Genomic DNA, 23590 nt, shown 5'->3' with positions numbered 1-23590 from the left:
CCTGGGCAGCGGTGAGCGGGACGGAGTCGTCGTTCGGGGGCGCTGGGGACGGGGCGCGGCAGCCGGCCGAGGACGCGAATCCGCACCTGCCGGAAGATCCCAACTTCATGACGTCGCTGGCGCGCGGCCTCTCGGTGATCCGCGCCTTTTCGGACCGCGAGCAGAGTCTCAGCATCTCGGACGTGGCGCGCATCACCGGCCTGCCCCGGGCCGCAGCGCGGCGCTGCCTGCTGACGCTGCAGCGGCTGGGCTACGTGGGAACGGACGGCCGGGCCTTCCATCTGACGCCGCAGATCCTTTCGCTGGGCTATTCCTACCTGTCCTCGGCACCGCTCGCGACCACCGTGCACCCTGCCCTGGAGCGGGTGAGCACGCTGCTGCAGGAATCCTCCTCGGCCGGGATCCTGGCCGAAGACGACGTCGTGTACATCGCGCGCTCGGCCACCAAACGGATCATGTCCGTGGCGCTGAACGTCGGCAGCCGGCTGCCCGCCGCGGTGACCTCCATGGGCCGGGTCCTGCTCGCGGCGCTGCCCGCGGCAGAGCTCGACGCCTTCGTCCGCCGCGTCGAGCTGCCGCGCCACACCGAGAGGACGATCACCGACAGAGACGCCCTGCGCGCCGAGATCGAGGCCACGCGCTCGCGGGGCTACGCCCTTGTCGACCAGGAGCTGGAGGTCGGCCTACGCTCCATCGCGGTGCCGCTGCGCAACGCCTCGGGCGCGGTGAGCGCTGCCATCAATGTCAGCACCCAGGCGGGCCGCGTCGGCATCGACGAGATGCTGGAGCGCTATCTGCCGGTGCTGCGCGATGCCGCCGAGGAGATCAGGCCGCTGCTGCGCCTGTGAGACTGGCGTGAAGCCGGCTGCCGATCCGCGCCTCCGGAGACGGAAATCAGCGCAGCAGGTCGAGCAGCGGGTCCGCCTCGGGCCGCGACTGCCATTGGTCGAAGGAGACGACCTCGGCCAGCGGCATGCGCGGCAGCCAGCCCTTCGCCTCCAGCTCGGGCCGCTCCAGGAAGTGCGAGACGTAGCCGACGCAGAGATAGGCGATGGGCTGGATCCCCGCGGGAATGCCGAGCGCGGCGCGCAGGTCGTCGGGCCGCAGGATACTGACCCAGCCGACGCCGACATCCTCGGCCCGCGCCGCCAGCCACAGGTTCTGGACCGCGCAGACGGCGCTGTAGAGATCCATTTCCGGCTGGTGCGTGCGCCCGAGCACCACGGACCCGGTGCGGCTCCGGTCGCAGGTCACGCAGATCCCCAGCGGGGCATCCAGGATTCCCGCGAGCTTCAGGTCCCGGTAGGCGCGCTGGCGCTCGTCCTCGAACATCAGCGCGGCCTCGGCATTGGCCTTGGAGAAGGCGTCGTGCACCTTGGCGCGGACTGATGGGTCGCGCACGAGGATGAAGTCCCAGGGCTGCATGAAGCCGACGGAGGGCGCGTGATGCGCCGCCCTGAGGATGCGCGCCAGAACGGCATCCGGCACAGGGTCCGGCCGGAACTGCGCGCGCACATCACGGCGGGTGAAGATGCACCGGTAGACCGCCTCGCGCTCGGCTTCCGAGAACGCACCCGTGTCGCCGCGCCCGTTCTGATCCGGCCCCGCCGCCATCGCCCCCTCCCTGCCGGGCGCCGCGGGGCGGCATGCCGCCCCGCGGGCCGGTCCTGCTTCTGCGTCAGCCCTACTTCTGCGTGAGAAGGTGCCCGTTCACGAAGCTGAGGTCGACAGTGGAGAGCGGGTCCAGCGCCTTGTCGACCTGGCCCTCGGCCTGCCAGAACTTGGTCTGGCGCACCACATCGTCGACCAGCAGACGTCCCTGCGGGTCGATGAAGGGCAGGCTGACCGCGACCAGCTCGGGCTTCTGCTTGGTCGCCTCGGCGATGATAGCCAGCAGCTCGTCGTAGCCCGGCCCCTTGCCGGGCTGCCCGGTCGTGTCCTTCACGTTGAAGGCGTTGTTGTAGTCGGCCGCGCCGCGCTGGTAGGCCCGCACGAACTTCTCGACTGTCGCGCGCCGCGTGCGGATCGTCTCGGGGCTCGTGAACAGCGCGCCGAGCTGCCAGGGTGTCACGTCGCCGACCCAGCCCAGGATCCTGGCCGATCCCTCCGCCTCGAGCTGGCGGGCCACCGTGACCGGTGCGATCATGCCTTCCACCTGCCCGCCCTTGAAGGCCGCGACCATCTTCGGCACGTCCTGCAGGGGCACCATCTGGATGTCCTTGGTCGAGAAGCCGTACTTCTCGGCCAGCAGGCCAAACATGTAGTGGAAGGTCGACCCAGCGGTGGTGGTTGCGACCCGCTTGCCCTTGAACTGGGCGGGGGTGGTGAAGCCGGCATCGTAGGCCGCCTTCGTCGCGAGATAGGCCGAGAGCTGGTAGCCCGGCTCCTCGCGGCTCTGGGCCGCGACGATCTTCACCGTGCCCTTTGCCGCGAGATTGTAGAAGCCCGCGGTCAGGCCGGTGATGCCGAAATCGGCGTCGCCCGAGGTCACGGCGACCGGCACCTGCTGCGCAGCCGAGAAGGACCGCAGCTCGGCGTTGAGCCCCTCCTGCGAGAAGTAGCCGCGCTTGTGCGCGATGAAGATCGGTGCCGAGGACGAAAGCGGCAGCACCGCCACCGTCACCTTCTCGCCCTGGGCGGAGGCGGGCGCTGGCAGCGCCGACAGCGCGCCCAGGCCAAGGGCCAGCGCCAGGACGGCACGGCGGCCGACGCCAAGGGCGCCATAAAACTGTCTTGTCCGCGGGTTCATGGGGTGGTTCTCCCTGGTGGATGCCGGATTTCCGGCCTTCGTTGGACGGGCCGCCGCCGCGCCCATCGGGACGGCCGCGGCCCGCGATCGGGCGCCGACCGCGTCAGCGCCATTTCAGCAAGGTCTTCTCCAGCAGGGAGAGCGCGGTTCCGATCGCAAGGCCCAGCAGCGACAGGACGAGCACGCCCGCCAGAAGCTGGTCGGTCAGCATCAGATTGCCCGCGTTCAGCACGAAGGCGCCGATCCCGTAGTCCGCGCCGATCATCTCGGCCGAGACCACGAGGATCAGCGCGATCGACGCGCTGATGCGGAACCCGGCGAGAATGCCCGGCATGGCGCCGGGCAGCACCACCTTCCTCAGCACGTCGAGCCAGGGCATGTTGAAGCTCTGTCCCATGCGGATCAGGTTCCGCGGCACGCCGTCGACCGCCGAGTAGGTCGCGATCACCGTGGGGAAGAAGACGCCGAGGCCGATGGTCGCGAACTTCGAGGCCTCGCCGATCCCCAGCCACAGGATGAAGAGCGGCAGCAGCGCGATCTTCGGGATCGGGAACAGCGCCGAGACCGCCGGCAGGCCGATGGCCCGGGCGATGGACCAGATCCCCATGGCGAAGCCGACCAGCACGCCGGCGGCGGTGCCGAGCGTCCAGCCGACGCCGATGCGCATCAGCGAGGCCGCGAGGTTGCGGGCCAGCGAGCCGTCGGCGACCAGTCCCTGGAGGGCCAGCAGGATCGCGCTGGGCGGCGGCAGGAACAGCGGGCTGACGAGGCGCAGGCGGCCGCTGGCCTCCCAGGCGGCGATGGCGATCACGAAGGCAAGGAGGGCCGCCCAGCGCCGGGGCTCCGCCACGAAGCCGCCGCCGCGGAAGCGCACGGGCCGGCTGGCGGACGCCGGAGCCTGGGCAGCGGGCTGGGGCGCCGGCCGGGTCATGGGGCGCGGGGCTTCGGTGGTGTCAGGCATCGACGATCTCCCGGTCGGCGATCCGCGCCTCGGCCTTGATGAGCTCCCACAGCCGATCGTGAACCTCGGCCAGGAAAGCCTGGCCTGCGGCGCCCGCCCGGTCCTCGCGGGGCAGGCCGACCTTCACGATGTCGCGGATGCGCCCGGGCCGGCGGGTCAGGACCACGACCCGGTCGGCGAGGCGCAGCGCCTCGTTCAGATTGTGCGTCACGTAGACCGCCGTGGTCCGGTCCCGCTTCCAGAGATCGAGGAAATCCTCCATCAGCAGGTCGCGGGTCTGGGCGTCGAGCGCCGAGAGCGGCTCGTCGAGCAGCAAGATCGCGGGCCGCGTCGCCAGCGCGCGGGCAATCCCGACACGCTGGCGCATTCCGCCCGAAAGCTGCTTCGGCAGCGCCTTGCGGAACTCCAGGAGGCCCATGCGGCGCAGGCAGTCCTCGACGCGCTCGCGCCGCTCCCCGGTCGGCATGCGCTGATGCTCGAGCACCAGGCCGACATTGTCCTCGACGCTGCGCCAGGGCAGCAGCGAGAAGTCCTGGAAGACGAAGCTGACGGGGTTGAGGCACCCCGGTGGCGGCTCGCCGGCGATGCGCACGGCCTCGCCGCCATGGGGCACGATCCCGCCGAGAATTCCCAGCAGCGTCGACTTGCCACAGCCCGACGGGCCGATCACCACCAGGATCTCGCCCTCGCGGACGTCCAGGTCGATGGAATCGAGGACCAGCAGGTCGCCATAGCGGTGGCTGAGCCCGCGGACGAACAGCTCCATCACCGAGCTCCCGACCGGCGGAGCGCAAACGCTCCGGAAGAGGGGACGGACGGGGTGGACGGCGGACGGCCGGGCATGGGAACTCCTCCCGGTTGAGCCCCTGCGGGCGGGAACGACCGGGCCGGAACCTTATTGGGCGTCACGCGGAGATCCAAAGAACTTCGTTTCGCGGCAGGCATACCCCTGCATCATAGGATATCGGATTCCCCGGGGCGAGTGGCGGTTTCGGCCTTTCGGCCGCCGCGGCGCGCCTCGCCTGCACCATCCGGCCTGCTATGATGTTTCCAGTCCGAGAACGGCGAGGAGCGGGACATGGGCTGGTCGATCCCGATCGGGTCGGTGAAAGGGACGGAGATCCGTATTCACGTGACATTCCTGCTGCTGCTCGCCTGGATCGGCGCCATGCATTACATACAGGGCGGGGCGACGGCCGCGGTCGAGGGCGTCGTCTTCATCTCGCTCCTGTTCATGTCGGTCCTCCTGCATGAATTCGGACATGTCTTCGCGGCGCGGCGCTACGGCGTGCAGACGCCTGACGTGACGCTGCTGCCGATCGGTGGCGTCGCGCGGCTGGAGCGGATCCCTGAGGAACCCCGGCAGGAGCTGGTCGTGGCGCTCGCCGGGCCGGCCGTCAACTTCGTGATCGCCGGCGTCCTGTTCCTGCTGCTGAACGGGCCGCTCCCAGCCGGTAGCGCCGAGGTGCAGAACCCCGGCGTCGACCTGTTGGCGCGGCTGGCAACGGCGAACCTGTTCCTGGCGGTTTTTAACCTGCTGCCGGCCTTCCCCATGGACGGGGGGCGCGTGCTGCGGGCGCTGCTGGCGCAGCGCATGGGCTACGCGCGGGGCACGCGCGTTGCGGCGAATGTCGGGCAGATGCTGGCCTTCGGCCTGGGGCTGCTGGGCCTCTTCGGAAACCCGATCCTGCTGTTCATCGCGCTTTTCGTCTATCTCGGGGCGGCATCGGAGTCCCATGCGGTTCAGCTTCGCGACGCCGCGCGCGGTATGATCACGGCCGATGCCATGGTCACCCGATTCGAGAGCCTGCCCCCGTCCAGCCGGATCGAGGACGCCGTCCAGGCGCTGCTGCGCACGACCCAGCGCGAGTTCCCGGTGGTGGACGGGGCCGAGCGGCTGCGCGGCGTTCTCACGCGCGAGGACATGATCCGCGCCCTGCGCGATCAGGGCGCCCAAACCCCGGTGCTGGAGGCCATGCGCGCCGACATCCCGCAGATCGGGCACAGGCGCACGCTGGACGAGGCGCTGGCCCTGCTGCAGCAGACCGGCGCGCCCGCGCTCGGCGTCACCGACGCGGCCGGGCGTCTGATCGGACTGATCACGCCCGAGAACATCGGCGAGCTGATGATGGTGCATGCGGCCCGCCCGTCGCCGCCTGCGCCCGTGAGCAGCGCCGGATGACCGGCGGCCCGGCCCGCGACGGGGCCCGGCGTGGCGGCGAAGCAGCCGTCTGGCGAAGCGACTGTCAGGCGATGCGGCGGAGGGTTTCCGCCAGCGCCTCCGGCGGGAAAGGCTTCGCGATCAGCCCGTAGGGCCGGATCGCCTGGACCTCGCGGACGACCCAGCCATCCAGGTTGCCGCTGACGAACAGCGACCGGAGCCCGCGCTGCACATAGGCCTGCACGGCGATGTCGACCCCGCTGCCGCCCTTGCCGAGATCGACGTCGACCACCAGGGCGTCGGGCTGCGTCGTCTCGATCAGGGCCTGGGCCTGCCGGACGGCATGTGCCACCCCGCAGACCTCGTGACCGAGATCCTCAACCATCTGACACAGCAGCTCGCAAACCTGCTTGTCATCCTCGATCACCAGAAAGCGCATTCCCCGCCTTCATCCCTCGGTCGGTGCCGCAGGGCAACGCCATATACTTAAAACACGCCATTTTTATCCGAGGTTGCAGCCCACGTCACCCCTCCGCAGCAGGAAAATGGGCGTATGCCGCCTTAGCCTCCTGCCGCTGCCGAGACAGGGGACCCGCGTATTTGTTAGGGCACCAACGGATTAAGATAAACAATCCGAGGCCGGGCCATGGACACCCGCCATCAGGCACCGATGCCGCTCGACGAAACCGCCCGCCTCGAGGCGCTCAGGCGCTACGAAATCCTCGACACTCCGCCCGAGGAGACGCTGGACCGGATCACCGCGCTGGCCTCGCGTCTGTTCGGAATGCCGATCTCCCTCGTCACGCTGCTGGACGAGAACCGGCAATGGTTCAAGTCCCGCCACGGCATCCCCGTGGAATGGACAAGCCGGGACGTCGCCTTCTGCGCGCACGCGATCCTGGGCGAGCAGCCCATGGTGGTGGAGGACGCGGCCAGGGACATCCGCTTCGCCAAGAATCCCCTCGTCACGGGAGAGCTCGGGATCCGCTTCTACGCCGGCGCGCCGCTGCGCACGCCTGAGGGTCATGCGCTCGGCACCGTCTGCGTCATCGACCGGGTACCGCACCACGACTTCGATGAGGCGGACCGCGCCGTCCTGCAGGATCTCGCCGGCCTGGTGATGCTTCACCTGGAAAGCCGCGACGCCCTCCGCGCGCTGCGCCGCGAGATCGAGGATCACCTGCGCACGGGGCGGCAGCTCCAGGCTGCGTTGTCCGAGAAGGACGTGCTGCTGCGCGAGGTCCATCACCGCGTGAAGAACAACATGCAGTCGGTGGTGGCCATGCTGCAGTTCGAGCGTGTGCGGCTCGGGCACCTGACGGAGGCGACCGCCCGGATGGAGGCCATCGAGCAGCGGATCGTGATCCTCGGCAGGATCCACGAGCAGCTCTACGCGTCGGGCCAGCTCGACCGGATCGACCTTTCCGAGCAGCTCCGGCGGCTGGCGGAGGGGCTCTCCGCCCTCGATCTTCATGGCTTCGGCGGCATCGCCGTCGAGGCCGAGCGCCTCGCCTGCGACCTGGATACCGCCGTGCCGCTGGGCCTGATCGCCAACGAGCTGCTGATGAACAGCATCAAGCACGCGGCACCGGTGCACGGCGGCTGGATCCGCGTGACGCTCCAGCGCCGGCCCGAGGCGGACCGGGTCGATCTGGTGGTCGCCGATGGGGGACGGGATGCGGGATCTGACCGGAAACATACGATCCGCGCCGAGAAGGATCGCCGCGAGCCCGGCGTGGCGAAAGCGGCCTGCGGCATCGGAATGACGCTCGTGCGAGCGCTGGCCAGCCAGATCGACGCGAGCGTGGTGGACTGCGGACCGGACTGGAGCACTGCGGGCTGGAGCACGACCGTCTCGATCCCGGCGAACCGCTTCCGGTGACCGCGCAGAACCAGCCGGGCGCGGCTCCGCCACGGCATTGACGCCTCTTGGAGCGTCCAGGGAGTGAGCGCGGACCAGTGGCTTGTCAGGCGGCCGTCTCGGCCAGGATCGCCGACCGCCCGTGCGATTCCACCGAGGCTTCCAGCGACCCGGCGTGGGTGACGACAATCTCGATGAGGCTGGCATAGCGCTTCTTGGCCTCATCGATGTCCGGCATGATTGTAAGCGGCGTGACACGGCGGGCTGGTCCGTCCAGAGCGGCAAAACCGTCAGCGGCAGGGACATGGCTGCCGCCAGGGCCATAAGCAAGGCGGGTGCCGCCTCCCCGCCGCGCTCGAGCCGCTGGATGGTCCGGACGCACACGCCGCTGACCTCAGCCAGTTGGTCCTGCGACCACCCTCGACCGAGCCGTTCCGACCTCAGGCGGGTGTGATTGACGCGAATGGGCATTGCCGAGATCCTCGTGGCGCTGACGGATCCACTCTACTTCCGGGCGTACCCGTCCCACCACGACAGCGACCCGACATCGCGGCGCAGCCGCCCGGGGAACCACCTCCAAAGGCTGTGAGCCCGGACACAGGCGGGCACGCCGTCCCATGGCAGGATCGCCGCCATGACCGAGGCCCCCTCCCGAGATGCATCCACGAGACCATCCCGTCTCACCCTGTCCGCGGCGCTGGCCGCGATGCTCATCGGGCTCCTTCCCATCGATGCGGAAGCCCGCCAGTTCCGCTGGCAGCACAACGGGAGGTGCGACGACCCGCGTTACGAGACCTCCAATGGCGGGCGGGCGAGGCCCGGCACGGACGAATTCGACTGCTCGCGCCATGGCGACGGGCTCAAGCGGTCGGCCGACCGGGGCTACCGCGGCGGCTGGGGAAGCAGTTACGACGAGGACGACGAAGACGATGCCGATCTTGGCACCGTCGCGGCCGTCGTCGGCGGCGTCGCGGTGCTTGGAATCCTCGGATCTCTTCTTGGCGGATCGGATGCTTCCTCTCCGCCAGCCTTCACCCCCAGCCTGGGAATGGGCACTGGAACGGGCCTGGCGGGCGGTGGCACCGCCGGGCAGGGCATCGTATGGAACGACGCGCCGGCCGCGCCCGCGCCCGTCCTGATGGCGGAGGCGGACAGCGCATGCCAGGCGACGGTCGCCCGCGGCATTGCGGAGCGGTTTGGAAACCGGCCCGTTCGCTTCGCCGAGGCGCGCCCCTACGGCGACGGGGAGGAAGGGACGGTCATGGCCGGCTCCGACCGCTTCAGCTACCGCTGCGCGGGCGGAGCGGTGAACGTCTGGTAGCCTCCGGCCAACACGTCGGCCCGGCGACCGCGCCCTCGAATGCGGCGAGCCACCGGGCCAGGGAACCCACCGCCTATTCCGCGACGCGCTCGAATACCAGCGTGCCCAAGGGCGGCAGCACCAGATCGAGCGAGTGCGGCCGCCCGTGCCATTCCGTGGGCTCGGCGATCACGCCTCCGCCGTTGCCGACATCACCCCCGCCATAGGAGCTGGCATCGGTGTTCATGCGCTCGAGATAACGGCCCGGCAGCGGAACTCCGACCCTGTAGCCGTAGCGGGGAACTGGCGTCATGTTGCAGACGACCACGCAGAGCGTCCTGCGCTCCTTGGACCAGCGGCAATAGGCGAAGACGCTGTTGTCGCTGTCGTTGGCCTCGATCCACTCGAAGCCCGCCGGATCGTTGTCGAGCTCGTGGAGCGCCGGAAGCTCGCGATAGAGGCCGTTCAGGTCGCGCACGAGGCGCTGCATGCCGGCATTCAGGGGATCGTCCAGCAGGTGCCAGTCCAGCGACTGGTCGTGGTTCCACTCCCGTTCTTGGCCGAACTCGCCGCCCATGAACAGCAGCTTCTTGCCGGGATGGGTCCACATGAAGCCGTAATAGGCCCGCAGGTTCGCGAATTTCTGCCAGCGGTCGCCCGGCATCTTGCCGATCAGCGATCCCTTGCCGTGCACGACCTCGTCGTGGGACAGCGGCAGCACGAAGTTCTCGGAGAAGGCATAGACCATCCCGAAGGTCATGCCGTGGTGGTGATAGCGGCGGTGGATGGGCTCCTTTGACATGTACTGGAGCGTGTCGTGCATCCAGCCCATGTTCCATTTGAACCCAAAACCGAGCCCGCCGAGATAGACCGGCCGCGAAACGCCCGGCCAGGCCGTCGACTCCTCGGCGACCGTCATGACGCCGGGATGCTGGCCGTAGGCGAGCTCGTTCATGCGCGACAGGAAGGCGATCGCCTCCAGGTTCTCGCGGCCTCCGTACTGGTTGGGGATCCACTCGCCCTCCTTGCGCGAGTAGTCGAGGTAGAGCATGGAGGCGACGGCGTCGACGCGCAGGCCGTCCAGGTGATAGCGGTCCAGCCAGAACAGCCCCGAGCCCAGCAGGAAGTTCTGCACCTCGCGCCGGCCGAAATTGTAGATCAGCGTGTTCCAGTCCTGGTGGAAGCCCTGGCGCGGGTCCGCATGCTCGTAGAGATGCGTCCCGTCGAACAGGCCGAGGCCGTGCGGGTCGGTCGGGAAATGCCCGGGCACCCAGTCCAGCAGCAGGCCAATCCCGGCCGCGTGGCATGCGTCGACGAAGGCCGAGAAATCCTCGGGCGTCCCGAAGCGGCTGGTCGGCGCGTAGAGGCCAATCGGCTGGTAGCCCCACGACCCGTCGAAGGGGAACTCGGTGATGGGCAGCATCTCGATATGAGTGTAGCCCATCTCCTTGACGTAGGGGACGAGCTGCTCGGCCATCTCGCGGTAGGTCAGGAACTGCTCGCCCCGCTCCCCCTTGCGCCGCCACGAGCCCAGGTGGCACTCGTAGATCGACACGGGGACGGAGCGCCAGTCGACGCGGCTTCGGCTTTCGATCCAGTCCCGGTCACGCCAGCCGTGCCGGTCGATGCGGCGGACCACCGAGGCGGTGCGGGGCGGCTGCTCGCTGCTGAAGGCATAGGGATCGGACTTCAACGGCTGCATGTTCCCGCCGGGCCCGCGGATCTCGTACTTGTAGACCTCGCCCTCGCCGATATGAGGGACGAAGATCTCCCACACGCCGACCTCGACGCGTTTGCGCATGGGCAGGCGCCGCCCGTCCCACCCGCTGAACGCGCCGACCACCGAGACCCGCTGCGCGTTGGGCGCCCAGACCGCGAAGGCGACGCCCTCGACGCCGTCATGGATCGTCGGATGGGCGCCGAGCTTCTCGTAGTTCCGGAGATGGGTGCCCTCGGCCAGCAGGTACACGTCGAGCTCGCCCAGGACCGGCGGGAACCGATAGGCGTCCTCGAACTCCTGCATGGAGCCGTCGGTCCACCGGACCCGCAGCCGATAGGGGAAGGGCTCGGTCCGCCCCTCGACGCCGCCCAGGAAGAAGCCCTCGGGGTGCACGCGGTCGAGCTCGGCCACGGCCTCGCCCGAGGAGCCGTCCAGCACCCAGACCCGCCCGGCCGTCGGCAGGAAGGTGCGGACGGTCACGGGGTTGCCCGGGCCGCCGGAATGCATGCCGAGGATCGCGAAGGGGTCGCCGTGCTCCGCCCGCGCGATCGCCTCGATGCCGCCGCGCAGCCAGTCGTCGATCAGGTAGGTGGTCGCGTTCATTCAGCCGCCTCCGCTTCCGCCGAGCTGTGCCGCTCCAGGATGCCGAGCACCCCGCGCAGCGGGATCGAGATCCAGTCGGGCCGGTTCGAGGCCTCGTAGGCGATCTCGTAGCACGCTTTCTCCAGAATGAAGAAATCGAGCACGCGTCGCGCCTGCTCCGGATCCGCGGGATAGCTCGGGCAGCCCTCGATATGCGCCTCGTATCCCCGCAGGAAGGCGCTGGCCGCCTCCTCGCGCCAGGACAGCGCATAGCCGAGAACCTTCTGTGCCATCTCGGGCTGCAGCTCGCCGATCTGCCGCACGGTGGCATAGGCGGCGTAATCGAAGGAGCGCAGCATGCCCGCGACGTCGCGCAGCGGCACGTGCTTGGCCCGCCGCTCGTCCAGCGAGCGCAGCGGCTCGCCCTCAAAGTCCAGCAGGAACCAGTCGGCCTGGACCTTGATCACCTGGCCCAGATGGTAGTCCCCGTGGTGGCGCGTCTTCACCGCGTCGATCCCGCCCTCGAGCAGGCGGTCGAGCAGCGCGAGGCAGGCGCCCCGGCGCGACAGCAGGGTGTCGGCATCGGAGCGCACCTCGGCCGGCAGCCGATCCAGCGCGCCCGAAAGCGCATCGAAGGCGCGTTCGACCTGCGCGCGCGCGGCGTCCTTCCAGCGCCGCAGATCCTCGGTGGTGATCGGCTCCGGCCGGAAGGCCTGGTCGTCGGTGTCGATCGCAAATGCCTTGTGCAGCTCGGCCGTGCGCTGCCCCAGGGTCTGGGCGAGCTCGAAGTAGATGTCCTGGCGGTCGGCGTCCTCGCCCTCCGGCCGCTGCTCGGCTTGGGGGCCGCCGAGTTGGAGCTCGTCCAGCAGCCGGTCCAGCCAGTCGAGCGTGAAGGTCCAGCCGTCGCCCTGGTTGCGCACGAAGCCCTGGAGGATCGCCAGTGCCAGCGGCGTGCCGTCCTCGGCCACCTGCTGGACGGCGCCCAGCAGCGGCGGCACGTTGCGGTAGTCCGCGACCTCGGTCAGGAAGTGGCCGATCTCCACCTCGGGGTGGATGCCGGGCGCGAGGCGGCGATAGATCTTCATCACCACCGCGTCGTCGATCAGCACCGAGCTGTTGGACTGCTCGGCGCCCAGTCGGCGGATGCCGGGGTTCTCGGCCAGCGTCAGCTCGTCCATGCGCCGGGTGCGCAGGATCTCGAGCCCCTGCACCTTGCCGCGGCGCACGGCCTCCAGCACGGCGAAGGAGAAGTCGTCGGACTGGACCGCGTCGTAGAGGCCGCCAAGGCGCGGCCCGCGCCGAACGCGGGCGAGCGTATAGGGCAGCAGCTGCGAGCCTGCCGAGACGACACCCTCGTCCCAGGCGACGGCAAGCGGCAGGAAATAGCTCTGCACGCCGCGCTCGCGCAGGGTCACATCCACCCGCACGAGATAGTAGCCGTCGCCGCCCGAGGGCGAACTGAGCTTCGCGGCGCCGCCCAGGGCCACGGATTCGATCCGCGTGTCCTTGCCCTGGAACCAGCGCTGCTTGGGCAGGTAGGCCGGGAGAACCTCGGCCACGAATTCGTGCATCGTCCGCGCGGAGACGAGATTCTCGCCGCTTCCGGACAGCACCAGGGTCGTCAGGTCGGGCATGGGTTCCGGGATCGTTTCGTGCCAGGACGGCAGGGCCACCTGCGACGTCAGGGCGAACCAATAGAAGCCGTAGGCCGGCAGCGTCAGCAGATAGGGAAGGTCACCGATCGGCGGGAAGGCCGTGCGACCCAGCAGTTCGACCGGCACGCAGCCCTTGGAGCCCGACAGGTCGAGCTCGACCGCCTGGGCGGAACGGGACAGGTTGGCCACGCACAGGATCGTCTCGTCCTCGTGCTCCCGGAGATAGGCCAGGATCTTCCGGTTTCCGGGATAGAGGAACTTGAGGGTGCCGCGGCCGAACGCCTTGCGCTGCTTGCGCACGGCGATCATGCGCTTCATCCAGTTCAGCAGCGACGAGGGGGAGCGCTGCTGGGATTCCACGTTCACCGCCTCGAACCCGTAGATCGGATCCATGATCGGCGGCAGGTACAGCGTCGCAGGGTCGGCGCGCGAGAAGCCGCCGTTGCGGTCGGGCGACCACTGCATGGGCGTGCGCACGCCGTCTCGGTCGCCCAGGAAGACGTTGTCGCCCATGCCGATCTCGTCGCCGTAGTACATCACGGGCGTGCCGGGCATGGAGAAGAGCAGGCTGTTCAGCAGCTCGATTTTGCGCCGGTCGTTGTCCATCAGCGTGGCGAGGCGCCGGCGGATCCCGAGATTGATCCGCATCCGCCGGTCCTTCGCGTAGAAGTTCCAGAGGTAGTCGCGCTCGCGGTCGGTGACCATCTCGAGCGTCAGCTCGTCGTGGTTCCGGAGGAAGACCGCCCATTGCGCGTCCTCCGGGATCTCCGGCGTCTGGCGCATGATGTCGGTGATGGGATGCCGGTCCTCCTGGGCCAACGCCATGTACATGCGCGGCATCAGGGGGAAGTGGAAGGCCATGTTGCACTCGTCGCCGCCCTTCGCGGGGTCGCCGAAATAGGGTAACACGTCCTCGGGCCATTGGTTGGCCTCGGCCAGCAGCATGCGGTCGGAATAGTTCTGGTCGATCTCGGCCCGGATCTTGCGCAGGATGTCGTGGGTTTCCGGCAGGTTCTCGCAGTTCGTGCCCTCGCGCTCGATGAGATAGGGCACGGCGTCGAGCCGCATGCCGTCGACACCCATGTCGAGCCAGTAGCGCAGGACGTTCAGCACCTCGCGCAGGACCCGCGGATTGTCGAAGTTCAGGTCCGGCTGGTGGCTGTAGAAGCGGTGCCAGAAATATGCCTGGGCCTCGGGATCCCAGGTCCAGTTGGACTTCTCGGTGTCCAGGAAGATGATCCGGGTGCCGAGGTACTTCTGGTCGGTATCGGACCAGACGTAGTAGTTGCGCGCGGGCGATCCCGGCTTGGCCCGCCGCGCCTTCTGAAACCAAGGATGCTGGTCCGAGGTGTGGTTGATCACCAGCTCGGTGATCACCCGCAGCCCGCGATCGTGGCATTCCTTCACGAGGGACTTGAAGTCCCTCATGGAGCCGTAGCGCGGGTTGACGTTGCGGTAATCCGCGATGTCATACCCGTCGTCGCGCAGCGGCGAGGGATAGAAGGGCAGCAGCCACAGCGCCGTGACGCCGAGGTCCTGCAGGTAGTCCAGCTTCTGCGTCAGGCCGGCGAAGTCGCCGATCCCGTCGTTGTTGGCATCGAAGAACGCCTTCACGTGAAGCTGGTAGATCAGCGCGTCCTTGTACCAGTGGCGGTCGTTTCGATCGATCATGGGTGGCCGGATCGCTCCCCGGTGACTCTGGTGTACCGACCCTAAACATCCCAATCGGCGATCCGGCACGCCAGCCATCCGAGCTTCATAGGAATGTCTGATCGGCGGGCCTGCCGGCTCAAAGCCTGTCCGGCCGGATCAAGGGCCCGCCACGCCGTCACGCAGCCTGCCCGAAGACATACCCGCCACACCAAACCGCAACAAGCAGTGAAACCGAATCTCATGGCTTTTTATTATTCTGCGAATTATTGCAATTCTCGGCCAATACTCAAGTCAGAAATATAGGCAGAGATTTTGGACTCCACAGCAGCCGCGAATGACGTTACTGAGATTGGAGCGCACCACGCGCCGCGTGGCGACCGGAATACCTGACGCTCAACGCCTGACGCCTCTCGACCTGATGCCTCTCGGCCGTGGCGCGCCGGGCAGCTTTGGAAGCAGGAGGACCCATGGATATCGGGGTTCCGTACCGCGATCTTGGATCGATCGATCTGGAGCCGCTTCTGAGCTACGTGGAGGGTCTGAGCGAGGAGGACTGGAGCCGCAATCCGCTGCGCCAGGAGCTGTTCGCGGACGGGGCGCATTCGGTGACGCAGGCGATCGTGTTCAAGCACGAATGGCATCCCGGGGCCAATTCGGTGCACTACGCCTATGTCGAGGACCTGATCCACGCCTGGGGGCTGCAGAAGGGCATCGACCCGAGCCCGTTCATGCCGCTCGAGCGCGAGGACACGGACCTGGGTCCGGTCTATGCCTATCCCGACTGGTTCGCCCTGCGCGCGGTGGTCGAGCCGGTGGTCGAGCGCGCGATCGCGAAGCTGCGCACGCCGCACGGCGTGGTCACCCGCGTCGCCCTGGTGCGCCTGCAGCCCGGCGGCAAGGTCAAGCCCCATGTCGACGGCCAGCCCATGGCCGCGCGCGCCCACCGCCTGCACATTCCGCTGATCGTGCCGCCCAACGTCGTCTACCTCGTCGGCGAGCGCAAGTTCTCCATGGTCCGCGGCCATGTCTACGACTTCAACAACCGCTGGAAGCACGCCGTCCGCCACGAGGGCAAGAGGCCCCGCGTCAACCTCTTCGTCGACTACTACCCCAACCCCGGACTCGCCATCCGGCCCTTCCACGAGCTCGGACCCATGTTCGCAACGACCAGGGCCAGACGCGTCGGCTGAGCAGACGGCACGAGGGCGCCCCGGAGCTCACGCCCCCGGCCCGAGATCCTCCGCCATCAGCGCCGCGGTCCGCCGGTCGCCCTCCCGCGCAGAGGCGCCAAGCCCCGCGACAACGCCTTCCCGGTCGGCGCGCGGCCGGTTCTGGCCGAGCTTGCGCTTGCCCTCGATCCGAACGATCGGGATCGCGATGCCGACGATGCCCTTGAGCTGGCCGCGCAGGAAATCCTCGGGCGCGTCGGACACCCTCCAGGGCTCCTCCCGTCCGGCCTCGTGCCGCTCCGTCAGCGCCTCGACCACGGCCCGAAGCCGCTCCGGCTCCTCGAAGACCTGCACCGGGCCATAGGCGTGCACCGCCACGTAATTCCAGGTCGGCACCACCCGGCCGGTCTCCCACTTGGTCGCGTACCAGGACGGCGTCACGTAGCCGTCGGGGCCGCCGAATATGGCCAACGCCTCGCCGGCCGCGATTGAGCGGGCCTGGGGGTTTGCGCGGGCGAGATGGCCGTAGAGCGTTCCCAGCGGGCCCGCCGCCGGATCCAGGAGCAGCGGCACGTGGCTCGCCACGAGCCCCTCCGCCCCGCCGCTCACCACCGTCGCGAGGCCGGTCTGCGCGATCACGGCGTGAAGCTCCGGAAGATCCTCGATCCGGAAGGCCGCAGGGACGTACATGCTCGCACCATTCGTCGTTCGGGCGCGATCCTGGGGTCTGCGAGGGGGCGGCGCCAGGGCCATTGGCGTGTGACAGAAAAGGTCCACCAGCTCGCAACTTTCCTTAATCAATTGGGAATCCTTCGCCGCTAAGCTGCTGCCGCCCGACACCGAGACGAGGCTCCCAATGCGCCGTGTCCCCCTGCTCGCCCTCCTGCTCGTCGCTGCCTGCCAGAGCACCGGCACGCCGGGCGCTCCCCCCGTCCAGACGGGAGCGTCCCTCCAGTCTTCCGCCCTCGATCCCGTGGGCGGCGAATGGGAGTCCCTGGCCCGCGCAAACCTGCGCAGCGGCCCCGGCACGGAGCATGCGGTGCTCGGCAAGGTGTTCCCCGGCGACAGGCTGAGGGTCCTCGGCCGCGTGCCCGGCAGCGAGTGGCTGGCCGTCACGCGCGGGACGGAGACGGCCTATATCCGCCAGGACCTCGCACGGGCGGTGGTGCCGATGCAGAGCGCCGCCGCGCCTGCGATGTCCGCGCCCTCCGTGTCGCTGGCGCTCCAGCCGGCTCCGACAGCCAGCGCGTCCATCCCTGCCCCCGCCCCTACCCCTACGCCCGCCCCTGCCTCCTTCGCGCCGGTCCAGCGTCCGGCAGTCCAGCGCACGCCCGCTGCCGGGACGGCGCAGTTCGCCCTGGCCCAGCCGGCGGCCGGCGGGCAGAGGGCGACGGGCCGGCCCGTTCCGTTGTATCCTCGGTAACGCCAGGACTGGTCCGCCGCGACGGGCCTGGCAGCCGACCTGCCGAAACCGCCGAGGGCGCCCATGTCCGTGCACCAGTTCCGCCGACCGACCCCACCCCGCCGTCCGCTGCTGGGTCCAGGCCCCGCGGCCGGGCTGGGCGTCGTGGCGGGCGGGGTCGCGGCCATGCTGCTGGGCCCGGTGCTGGGCGGCCTCTCGATCCTTGCGGGCATGGCCGTTGCGTTCTTCGTCTATCGCGGGCTGAGCGGCCTCCGCTGAGGCGCGACTGTCCGGGGGGCATCCCGGGATTCATCCCTGGGCTCATCCCCTAGGGACGAGCCCCAGCGCCTCGCGCCGGTGCCAGCGAGCGACCATGAGCCCGGCCACCACCGCAAGGCCGATCAGCAGCCCGACCCAGATGCCGATGCCGCCGAGCCCGGCCCCGAAGGCCAGCAGGGCAGCAAGAGGCATGCCGGTCGCCCAGTAGCCCAGCGCGGCGAAGATCATGGGCCGGCGGGTGTCCTGCAGGCCGCGCAGCGCGCCCGCGCCGACCACCTGCGCCCCGTCGAAGACCTGGAACAGCCCGGCGATCCCAAGCAGCGCGGCGGCAAGTGGCGCAACCGCCGCCGAGGCGGGATCAGTGAGGTCCAGGAACACGCCGACGATCGGCTGCGGCGCGCCCAGGAGCAGCAGCGCCATGCAGGTCATGAACCCCATGCCGAGCGCCAGCGCCGTCCAGCCCGCGCGGCCGAGGCCGGCATGGTCGCCACGGCCCGCCGCCAGCCCCACCCGCACGGTGGCGGCCTGCCCCAGCCCCATGGGAACCATGAAGGTGATCGAGGAGACCTGGAGCGCGATCGCGTGCGCCGCCAGGGCGGTCGGCCCGATCAGGCCCATCAGCATGGTGGCGACGTTGAACACCGTCACCTCGAAGCCCATGGCCAAACCGATGGGCAGCCCGACACGCAGAAGCCCTCCGAGCCCGTGCAGATCCGGCCTCAACAGCGCCGCCGCGAGCCGGAAGCGCCGGAACCCGCGGTCCCAGGAGCAGAAGACCAGCAGGCCGACCACCATGAAAGCGTTAGCGATGGTGCTGGACACCCCGGCCCCGACGACGCCCATGGCGGGCACGCCCCAGTGGCCGAACATCAGGACCCAGTTGCTGACGGCATTCAGGACGATCGCCAGCACCGTCACCACCAGGGCCGCGCGCGGACGCTCAAGCGCCGAGAGGAAGGATCGCAGCACCACGAACATCAGCCCGGGCAGGAGCGACCACTGGAGCGCGCGCATGTAGTCCTGCGCCTCGGCCGAGAGGGCGGGGTCCTGGCCGAGGAGCAGCAGGATCGCCTCGGCATGCCAGAGCAACGCCCAGACCGGTAAGGAATAGATCAGGCAGACCAGGAAGCCCTGCCCCGCCGCGCGCCGCACCGCACGCAGGACCCCGGCGCGCCGGCCCACCGCCTGGGCCATGGCGGGCGCCGTCGCCACCGCAAGACCGATGCCGAAAAGAAAGGGCGCATAGAACAGGTTGGCGCCGAGCGTGCCCGCCGCCAGCGCCTGCGGGCCGAGCCAGCCCATCATCACCACGTCGGTGGTGGTGATCGCCATCTGCGCGAGATTCGTGAGGATCAGCGGCCAAGCCAGCGCCAGCATGGCGCGGATCTCGGACGCCCGCGCGCTCGGGGCGGCTGCGGAGGTGGCGATGTCGCTCATACCGCCGTCCTACCAGATCGGGCCCGTCCGCTCGACCGGAGAAGCGTCGTGGCTAGGTTGCGCCGCCGGCATCGCCGAGACCACTGCCGGTGACGGCGGAATCGTCCGGGGGCCCGCCATCGCCCGCGCCGCCGGCCTTGGCCCGCGCCGCCGGTGCGGCCGCGGGCGCGGCCGTGTCGACGCTGACCACCACCGACATGCCAGGGGCGAGCTCCGCCGCCAGGTCCTGGCCGGGATCGATGGCGATGCGCACGGGAACGCGCTGCGCGACCTTTGTGAAGTTCCCGGTCGCGTTGTCGGGCCGGAGCACGCTGAACTCGGACCCCGCCGCCGGCGCGAAACGCTCGATGCGGCCCGTGAGGCCGGCATGCCGGAACGCGTCCACCGTGAAGACGACGGGCTGGCCGACCTTCATGCCGGCGAGCTGCGTCTCCTTGAAGTTGGCGACAACCCAGATCCGGTCCGGCACCAGCGCCATGAGCTGCGTGCCGACCGAGACATACTGCCCCGCCCGGGCTCCGATCTCACCCAGCCGGCCATCGCGCGGCGCAAAGATGCGCGTGTTCTGCAGGTCGATCTCGGCAAGCTGTACGGCCGCCTGGGCCCCCTCGACGGCGGCCTCGAGGGACTGCCGGCCGACGATGACCGCGGCGAGCTCCTGCCGCGCCACCTCGAGCGCCGCCTGGGCCTGGCTGACCGCGGCCCGGGCCTGCTCGAAGGCGGCCCTGCGCTCATCGGCCTCGCTCTGGGTTACCACGCCGCGGCCTACCAGGGATTCGACCCGGTGCCAGCCCGCCTCGGCCGTGCGCAGGGCCGCCTGCGCGCTGTTGATCTGCGCCTCGCTGGAGGCGACGCGCGCCTCGCCCGAGCGGCGCTGCTGCTCCGAGCTCGCCAGCGCCGCCCGCTGCCCGGCAAGGGTCGCCTTGGCCTGGTTCAGCCTCTGGACATAGATGCGGTCGTCCAGGCGCACCAGGAGCTGGCCTGCCTTGACCTGCTGGAAGTCCTGGACGGGGACCTCGGCGACGGTCCCGGCGAGCTGGGGGCTGATCAGCGTGATCTGCCCGCGCACATAGGCGTTGTCCGTGACCGCGACCGCGCTGATGAAGGGCGGCAGGCGCCAGGCGTAGAGGACGAGGAGAACACCGGCGACGCCCAGCGCGAGGGCGAGGATGGTGGCGGTCGAGCGGATGTACTTGGGCATGGCGGCGGGTTCTCGGCGGGTAGCTGTCTTGGGCGCTTTCGTGGGGTCTTCGCGGGAATCAGGATGCGGCAGGCGCCGGCGCAGCGGCCCGGCGCCCCAGCGCCAGGACGGCCATGTGGACGAGCAGGGCCGCCAGGGCTACCGCGGCGATGGCTGCGACCAGCAGGAACATGTCGTTGTAGGCCAGCACGTTCGCCTCCCGCGTCGCCTGCTGGCTCAGCAGCGCCAGCCCCTGGGCCTCGACCTGCGCGCGGTCGGTCAGCACACGGCCATAGACGGCCTGGAGCTGGGCCAAGCGCTGGACCACCAGCGGGTCGGTCAGCGCGACATGCTCCACCAACAGGTTCGAGTGAAACTTCTCCCGCAGGGTGACGATGCTGCCGAACAGGGCGGATCCCAGCAGGCCGCCCATGACCTGCGTGGTCAGGATGATCACGATGAAGTTCAGGATGAAGGCGGGGCCGCGCTTCAGCGCCGACATCAGGCCGCGCGCCATGGCCGGCGGCAGGAAAAGCGCGCCGGCTGCGGCGATCAGAGCCTGGCTCGCATACATCTCCTCGGGCCGGGTCAGGTTCGTCGCCCGGCTGTCCATCAGCGCGCCCGCGATCAGGAGAAGCAGGGCCACGGCATGGATCCAGGGCTCGCGCCCGGGCTTCATCACCGCGGCGCAGGCGAGCCCGCCGGCGACCGTCGCGGCGATGGTCACGGCATAGAGGGTCCCGGTCTGCTCGTAGGACAGGCCGAGCACCTGGAAGAAGCCGACCGCGCCCGTCGGCTCGACCAGCACGATGCGGCAGAGCAGGAGCACGCCCGTCACATGGATGATCTCGCGGCTCGTGAGCCAGCGGACGTCCACCAGCGGGTTGGTGCGGTTCAGCTCGATCGCCGCGGCCGCGGCGACCGCGGCGATGCCCGCGGCCAGGAGGACACCGAGCCAGGGCGCCTCGAGCCACCAGTAGACGCGCCCCATGGCGAGAACGACGGCCGTCAGCCCGAAGCCCGTGAAGATCAGGAGGAAGCTGGCGATGTCGAGCCTTCCGATGACCTTGGCGCGCGGTGGCGGCGCAAGAGGCAGCAGATAGACGGCGGCGAAGCTGAGCAGAGCCATGGCCATCTCGGCGAGATAGAGGCCGTGCCACTGCCCGATCTCCAGCAGCGGAGGGCCGATCAGCCGCGCCAGCGGCAGGCCCAGCGCCGTGTTGGTCAGGGACAGCGACAGGCCCACCGTCAGCTTCCGGGCCGGCGCGAAGGGTTCCAGCATGTAGAGGAAGGCAAGCGTGGAGAGCGGGGCCGCTGCGACGCCGCCCAGGAAGCGCACGAGGATGGCGGATTGCAGGTCATTGGCCAGCAGGTGCAGCGCCGACACGCCCACGAAGGCCGCGATGCCGAGCTCGGCGAAGTTGCGGAGCCCGAACTGGGCGCGGACCTTCACCAGCATGATGGACAGGCTGACATTCGGCGCCATGTAGGCGGCGATCAGCCACGTCGCCTCGCTGGTGGTGGCGCCGAGGGCCCCCTGGATCTGCGGCAGGTTGGCCGAGATCAGGTTCATGAAGAGGCCCTGGGTCAGGGCCAGCAGCAGCGAGGCAAGCATGTAGCAAGCGGCGCGCAGCGGCGGCATGCCCCCGGGCGCCGGGGCCTGGGACTGCTGCTGGACTGGCGCCGGATCTGCGCGCACCAGCGCGTCCGCGGGCATTTCCTTACCGGCCCCTGCCGCGGCCGCGGCCGCGGCTCCGGCCGGCTGCTGCGCTATACCATGCATATATTTAGCACCCTACTGATAGGCACGGTATGTAGCGATGCGGGCGCGGTGCCGCAAGCCTGAGCACGGCCGATGCCGAAAGGCCGGCCAGGCCCGCGCCGCGACGGCCAGGTGGTGGGCAGGGCGCGCTATGCGGCCGCAACGGCCGGCCGGACGCCGGGTATGGCTCCAGTGCGGCGGCTCCGGCGGAGCGGGGTCACGCCATCAGGCCCTCGGCCCGCAGCTCGGCATGTGCGGCATCGAGCCCTGCCTTGAACCGGCCGCACATCTCGGCGATCTCGCCCTCTGTGATGATCAGCGGCGGGGTGAAGGCGATGCGGTCGCCGATGGCCCGGACGATCAGTCCGGCCTCCTGGCACTTGGCCTGGACCAGCAGCCCGACCTTGCGCGCGGGATCGAAGGGGGCACGCGTCCCCTTGTCGGCGACCAGCTCGACGCCGGCGATCAGGCCGACGCCCCGGGCGTCCCCGACGAGGGGATGGGCCTCCAGCGCGTCCAGCCCGCCCTGCATGGCGGGCGCCACGGCGCGGACATGCCCGATGATGTCGCGCTCCTCGTAGATCCTCAGCGTCTCCAGCGCGACGGCGCAGGCCACGGGGTGCCCGCCATAGGTGTAGCCATGGCCGAAGCTGCCGAGCTTGCCGCTCTCGGCCAGCATGGCCTCGTAAATCCGCTCGGAGATCATCAGGGCGGAGATCGGCTGGTACGAGGCGGATAGCGCCTTGGCGCAGGAGATCATGTCCGGCTTCAGGCCGTAGGTCTGGCTGCCCCACATGCTCCCGGTCCTGCCGAAGCCGCAGATCACCTCGTCGGCCACGAAGAGGATCTCGTATCTCCGGAGGATCGGCTGGATCTTCTCGAAGTATGTGGCGGGCGGCGTGATGGCCCCGCCGCCGCCCTGGACGGGCTCCGCGAAGAAGGCCGCGACCGTGTCCGGCCCCTCGGCCAGGATCAGCTTCTCCAGGTTCTCGGCCATGCGGGTGGCGAAGGCCTCCTCGCTCTCGCCGTCCTCGTGGAAGCGGTAGTAGTTCGGGTTGTCGGCATGCCGGAACAGCGGCAGCGGAACGTCGAAGTCCGCGTGCATGTGCGGCTGGCCGGAGACGCTGACCGAGGCGACGGTGTTGCCGTGATAGCCCCGGACGCGGCCGATGATCTTCTTCTTCCCGGGCTTGCCGATGGCGTTGTGATAGTACCAGATCAGCTTGATCGCCGTGTCGTTCGCTTCCGAGCCCGAGCACTGGAACAGCACCTTCGACATGGGCACGGGCGCGATCGACAGCAGCCGCTCGGCCAGGTCGACGGCCGGCGGATGCGCCTTCTGGAAGAAGGTGTGGTAGTAGGGCAGCTCCAGCATCTGCCTGTAGGCGGCATCGGCAAGACGCTTCTCCGAGAAGCCCAGCGACGCGCTCCACAATCCAGCCATGGCTTCCAGGTAGCGGTTCCCGGAATCGTCGTAGACCCAGACGCCCTCGCCCCGCGCGATCAGCGTGCCGCCCTCCTCCCGGTAGGCCTTCAGGTCGGCCTGCTGGTGCAGGAGGAACGCGCGGTCCCGCGCGTCGTAGGAATTGGCGAGCATCAGACCTCTCCGAATTGCCTTGTCTGGGGTGGTGTCTGGGGTGGTGTCTGGGGTGGTGTCTGGGGTGGTGTCTGGGGTGGTGTCTGGGGTGGTGTCTGGGGTGGTGTCTGGGGTGGTGTCTG

Annotated in this window: 20 protein-coding genes and 1 pseudogene; 7 read left to right on the top strand and 14 right to left on the bottom strand. The window is 69.5% G+C overall.

Features of this window, described 5'->3' with window-relative positions; translation table 11 throughout:
* Positions 1–11 precede the first annotated feature (11 nt).
* Complete coding sequence (locus JUB13_RS25515; protein WP_328703018.1) at positions 12–848, top strand: IclR family transcriptional regulator domain-containing protein; 837 nt, start codon at positions 12–14, stop codon at positions 846–848.
* Between the two features lie 46 nt (positions 849–894).
* Here the strand turns inward: JUB13_RS25515 and bluB are convergent, their stop codons facing one another.
* The 4 genes from bluB to JUB13_RS25495 form a co-directional block, all read right to left on the bottom strand.
* Positions 895–1614, bottom strand: a complete 720-nt coding sequence (bluB, locus tag JUB13_RS25510; RefSeq protein WP_207484118.1) for a 5,6-dimethylbenzimidazole synthase — start codon at positions 1612–1614, stop codon at positions 895–897.
* Between the two features lie 70 nt (positions 1615–1684).
* Positions 1685–2749 (bottom strand): ABC transporter substrate-binding protein, encoded by a 1065-nt coding sequence (locus tag JUB13_RS25505; RefSeq protein WP_207484117.1) that lies wholly within the window; start codon positions 2747–2749, stop codon positions 1685–1687.
* A gap of 103 nt (positions 2750–2852) precedes the next feature.
* Complete coding sequence (locus JUB13_RS25500; protein ID WP_328703017.1) at positions 2853–3710, bottom strand: ABC transporter permease; 858 nt, start codon at positions 3708–3710, stop codon at positions 2853–2855.
* Positions 3703–4476 (bottom strand): ABC transporter ATP-binding protein, encoded by a 774-nt coding sequence (locus JUB13_RS25495; protein ID WP_207484116.1) that lies wholly within the window; start codon positions 4474–4476, stop codon positions 3703–3705. Before JUB13_RS25495 ends, JUB13_RS25500 begins: the two co-directional genes overlap by 8 nt.
* A 312-nt stretch (positions 4477–4788) precedes the next feature.
* Between JUB13_RS25495 and JUB13_RS25490 the strand changes: the two genes are divergently transcribed.
* The gene (locus tag JUB13_RS25490) at positions 4789–5892 is read left to right on the top strand and encodes a site-2 protease family protein (protein ID WP_207484115.1); all 1104 of its coding nucleotides are present in this window, start codon (positions 4789–4791) and stop codon (positions 5890–5892) included.
* 64 nt (positions 5893–5956) lie between these two features.
* Here the strand turns inward: JUB13_RS25490 and JUB13_RS25485 are convergent, their stop codons facing one another.
* Positions 5957–6310: a response regulator gene (locus tag JUB13_RS25485; RefSeq protein ID WP_207484113.1), complete on the bottom strand. Its 354-nt coding sequence runs from the start codon at positions 6308–6310 to the stop codon at positions 5957–5959.
* 207 nt (positions 6311–6517) lie between these two features.
* On the opposite strand from JUB13_RS25485, the gene JUB13_RS25480 reads away from it, so the two are divergent.
* Entirely contained in the window at positions 6518–7753 is a 1236-nt protein-coding gene (locus JUB13_RS25480; protein WP_207484111.1) for a GAF domain-containing protein, read from the top strand.
* A gap of 85 nt (positions 7754–7838) precedes the next feature.
* Here the strand turns inward: JUB13_RS25480 and JUB13_RS31890 are convergent, their stop codons facing one another.
* Both JUB13_RS31890 and JUB13_RS32270 read right to left on the bottom strand, forming a co-directional pair.
* Positions 7839–7970 (bottom strand): hypothetical protein, encoded by a 132-nt coding sequence (locus tag JUB13_RS31890; protein ID WP_268914420.1) that lies wholly within the window; start codon positions 7968–7970, stop codon positions 7839–7841.
* A gap of 59 nt (positions 7971–8029) precedes the next feature.
* A pseudogene (locus JUB13_RS32270) lies at positions 8030–8203 on the bottom strand (helix-turn-helix domain-containing protein); the annotation flags it as partial.
* Positions 8204–8366: 163 nt separating this feature from the next.
* Here JUB13_RS32270 and JUB13_RS25470 point away from each other — a divergent pair.
* Positions 8367–9053, top strand: coding sequence for a hypothetical protein (locus JUB13_RS25470; protein WP_207484109.1), 687 nt, complete (start codon positions 8367–8369; stop codon positions 9051–9053).
* Positions 9054–9126: 73 nt separating this feature from the next.
* Here the strand turns inward: JUB13_RS25470 and glgB are convergent, their stop codons facing one another.
* Both glgB and treS read right to left on the bottom strand, forming a co-directional pair.
* Positions 9127–11355: a 1,4-alpha-glucan branching protein GlgB gene (gene glgB, locus JUB13_RS25465; protein ID WP_207484107.1), complete on the bottom strand. Its 2229-nt coding sequence runs from the start codon at positions 11353–11355 to the stop codon at positions 9127–9129.
* Complete coding sequence (gene treS / locus JUB13_RS25460; RefSeq protein ID WP_207484105.1) at positions 11352–14660, bottom strand: maltose alpha-D-glucosyltransferase; 3309 nt, start codon at positions 14658–14660, stop codon at positions 11352–11354. The genes glgB and treS overlap by 4 nt, the downstream gene beginning before the upstream one ends.
* 449 nt (positions 14661–15109) lie before the next feature.
* Between treS and JUB13_RS25455 the strand changes: the two genes are divergently transcribed.
* Positions 15110–15832 carry an aspartyl/asparaginyl beta-hydroxylase domain-containing protein gene (locus JUB13_RS25455; RefSeq protein ID WP_207476992.1) on the top strand — a complete coding sequence of 241 codons (723 nt, stop codon included), beginning with the start codon at positions 15110–15112 and terminating at the stop codon, positions 15830–15832.
* A 27-nt stretch (positions 15833–15859) separates the two neighbouring features.
* Here JUB13_RS25455 and JUB13_RS25450 read toward each other — a convergent pair whose 3' ends face one another.
* On the bottom strand, positions 15860–16501 hold the full coding sequence (locus tag JUB13_RS25450; RefSeq protein WP_207484103.1) for an FMN-binding negative transcriptional regulator: 642 nt from the start codon (positions 16499–16501) through the stop codon (positions 15860–15862).
* A gap of 166 nt (positions 16502–16667) precedes the next feature.
* Here JUB13_RS25450 and JUB13_RS25445 point away from each other — a divergent pair, with 166 nt between their 5' ends.
* The gene (locus tag JUB13_RS25445; protein WP_207484101.1) at positions 16668–17234 is read left to right on the top strand and encodes an SH3 domain-containing protein; all 567 of its coding nucleotides are present in this window, start codon (positions 16668–16670) and stop codon (positions 17232–17234) included.
* Positions 17235–17297: 63 nt separating this feature from the next.
* The gene (locus JUB13_RS25440; RefSeq protein ID WP_207484099.1) at positions 17298–17492 is read left to right on the top strand and encodes a hypothetical protein; all 195 of its coding nucleotides are present in this window, start codon (positions 17298–17300) and stop codon (positions 17490–17492) included.
* 42 nt (positions 17493–17534) lie between these two features.
* On the opposite strand, the gene JUB13_RS25435 is transcribed toward JUB13_RS25440, so the two are convergent.
* The 4 genes from JUB13_RS25435 to JUB13_RS25420 form a co-directional block, all read right to left on the bottom strand.
* Positions 17535–18929, bottom strand: a complete 1395-nt coding sequence (locus JUB13_RS25435; protein ID WP_207484097.1) for an MATE family efflux transporter — start codon at positions 18927–18929, stop codon at positions 17535–17537.
* Between the two features lie 52 nt (positions 18930–18981).
* The gene (locus JUB13_RS25430; protein WP_207484095.1) at positions 18982–20130 is read right to left on the bottom strand and encodes an HlyD family secretion protein; all 1149 of its coding nucleotides are present in this window, start codon (positions 20128–20130) and stop codon (positions 18982–18984) included.
* Between the two features lie 58 nt (positions 20131–20188).
* The gene (locus tag JUB13_RS25425) at positions 20189–21808 is read right to left on the bottom strand and encodes an MFS transporter (RefSeq protein WP_328703016.1); all 1620 of its coding nucleotides are present in this window, start codon (positions 21806–21808) and stop codon (positions 20189–20191) included.
* Between the two features lie 280 nt (positions 21809–22088).
* Positions 22089–23468 (bottom strand): aspartate aminotransferase family protein, encoded by a 1380-nt coding sequence (locus JUB13_RS25420; RefSeq protein WP_207484093.1) that lies wholly within the window; start codon positions 23466–23468, stop codon positions 22089–22091.
* Positions 23469–23590 lie beyond the last annotated feature (122 nt).

This window comes from Arenibaculum pallidiluteum (assembly GCF_017355985.1).
Lineage (GTDB): Bacteria > Pseudomonadota > Alphaproteobacteria > Azospirillales > Azospirillaceae > Arenibaculum > Arenibaculum pallidiluteum.
This window is presented reverse-complemented; position numbering and strand designations above follow the sequence as displayed.

Coding starts and splice junctions, on each gene's coding strand:
- JUB13_RS25485 (WP_207484113.1), bottom strand. CDS start 6,310: ATGCGCTTTCTGGTGATCGAGGATGACAAGCAGGTTTGCGAGCTGCTG.
- JUB13_RS25435 (WP_207484097.1), bottom strand. CDS start 18,929: ATGAGCGACATCGCCACCTCCGCAGCCGCCCCGAGCGCGCGGGCGTCC.
- JUB13_RS25480 (WP_207484111.1), top strand. CDS start 6,518: ATGGACACCCGCCATCAGGCACCGATGCCGCTCGACGAAACCGCCCGC.
- JUB13_RS25495 (WP_207484116.1), bottom strand. CDS start 4,476: ATGGAGCTGTTCGTCCGCGGGCTCAGCCACCGCTATGGCGACCTGCTG.
- JUB13_RS25440 (WP_207484099.1), top strand. CDS start 17,298: ATGTCCGTGCACCAGTTCCGCCGACCGACCCCACCCCGCCGTCCGCTG.
- JUB13_RS25455 (WP_207476992.1), top strand. CDS start 15,110: ATGGATATCGGGGTTCCGTACCGCGATCTTGGATCGATCGATCTGGAG.
- JUB13_RS25500 (WP_328703017.1), bottom strand. CDS start 3,710: ATGCCTGACACCACCGAAGCCCCGCGCCCCATGACCCGGCCGGCGCCC.
- treS (WP_207484105.1), bottom strand. CDS start 14,660: ATGATCGATCGAAACGACCGCCACTGGTACAAGGACGCGCTGATCTAC.
- JUB13_RS25450 (WP_207484103.1), bottom strand. CDS start 16,501: ATGTACGTCCCTGCGGCCTTCCGGATCGAGGATCTTCCGGAGCTTCAC.
- JUB13_RS25505 (WP_207484117.1), bottom strand. CDS start 2,749: ATGAACCCGCGGACAAGACAGTTTTATGGCGCCCTTGGCGTCGGCCGC.
- JUB13_RS25490 (WP_207484115.1), top strand. CDS start 4,789: ATGGGCTGGTCGATCCCGATCGGGTCGGTGAAAGGGACGGAGATCCGT.
- JUB13_RS25420 (WP_207484093.1), bottom strand. CDS start 23,468: ATGCTCGCCAATTCCTACGACGCGCGGGACCGCGCGTTCCTCCTGCAC.
- JUB13_RS25430 (WP_207484095.1), bottom strand. CDS start 20,130: ATGCCCAAGTACATCCGCTCGACCGCCACCATCCTCGCCCTCGCGCTG.
- glgB (WP_207484107.1), bottom strand. CDS start 11,355: ATGAACGCGACCACCTACCTGATCGACGACTGGCTGCGCGGCGGCATC.
- JUB13_RS25445 (WP_207484101.1), top strand. CDS start 16,668: ATGCGCCGTGTCCCCCTGCTCGCCCTCCTGCTCGTCGCTGCCTGCCAG.
- JUB13_RS25470 (WP_207484109.1), top strand. CDS start 8,367: ATGACCGAGGCCCCCTCCCGAGATGCATCCACGAGACCATCCCGTCTC.
- JUB13_RS31890 (WP_268914420.1), bottom strand. CDS start 7,970: ATGCCGGACATCGATGAGGCCAAGAAGCGCTATGCCAGCCTCATCGAG.
- bluB (WP_207484118.1), bottom strand. CDS start 1,614: ATGGCGGCGGGGCCGGATCAGAACGGGCGCGGCGACACGGGTGCGTTC.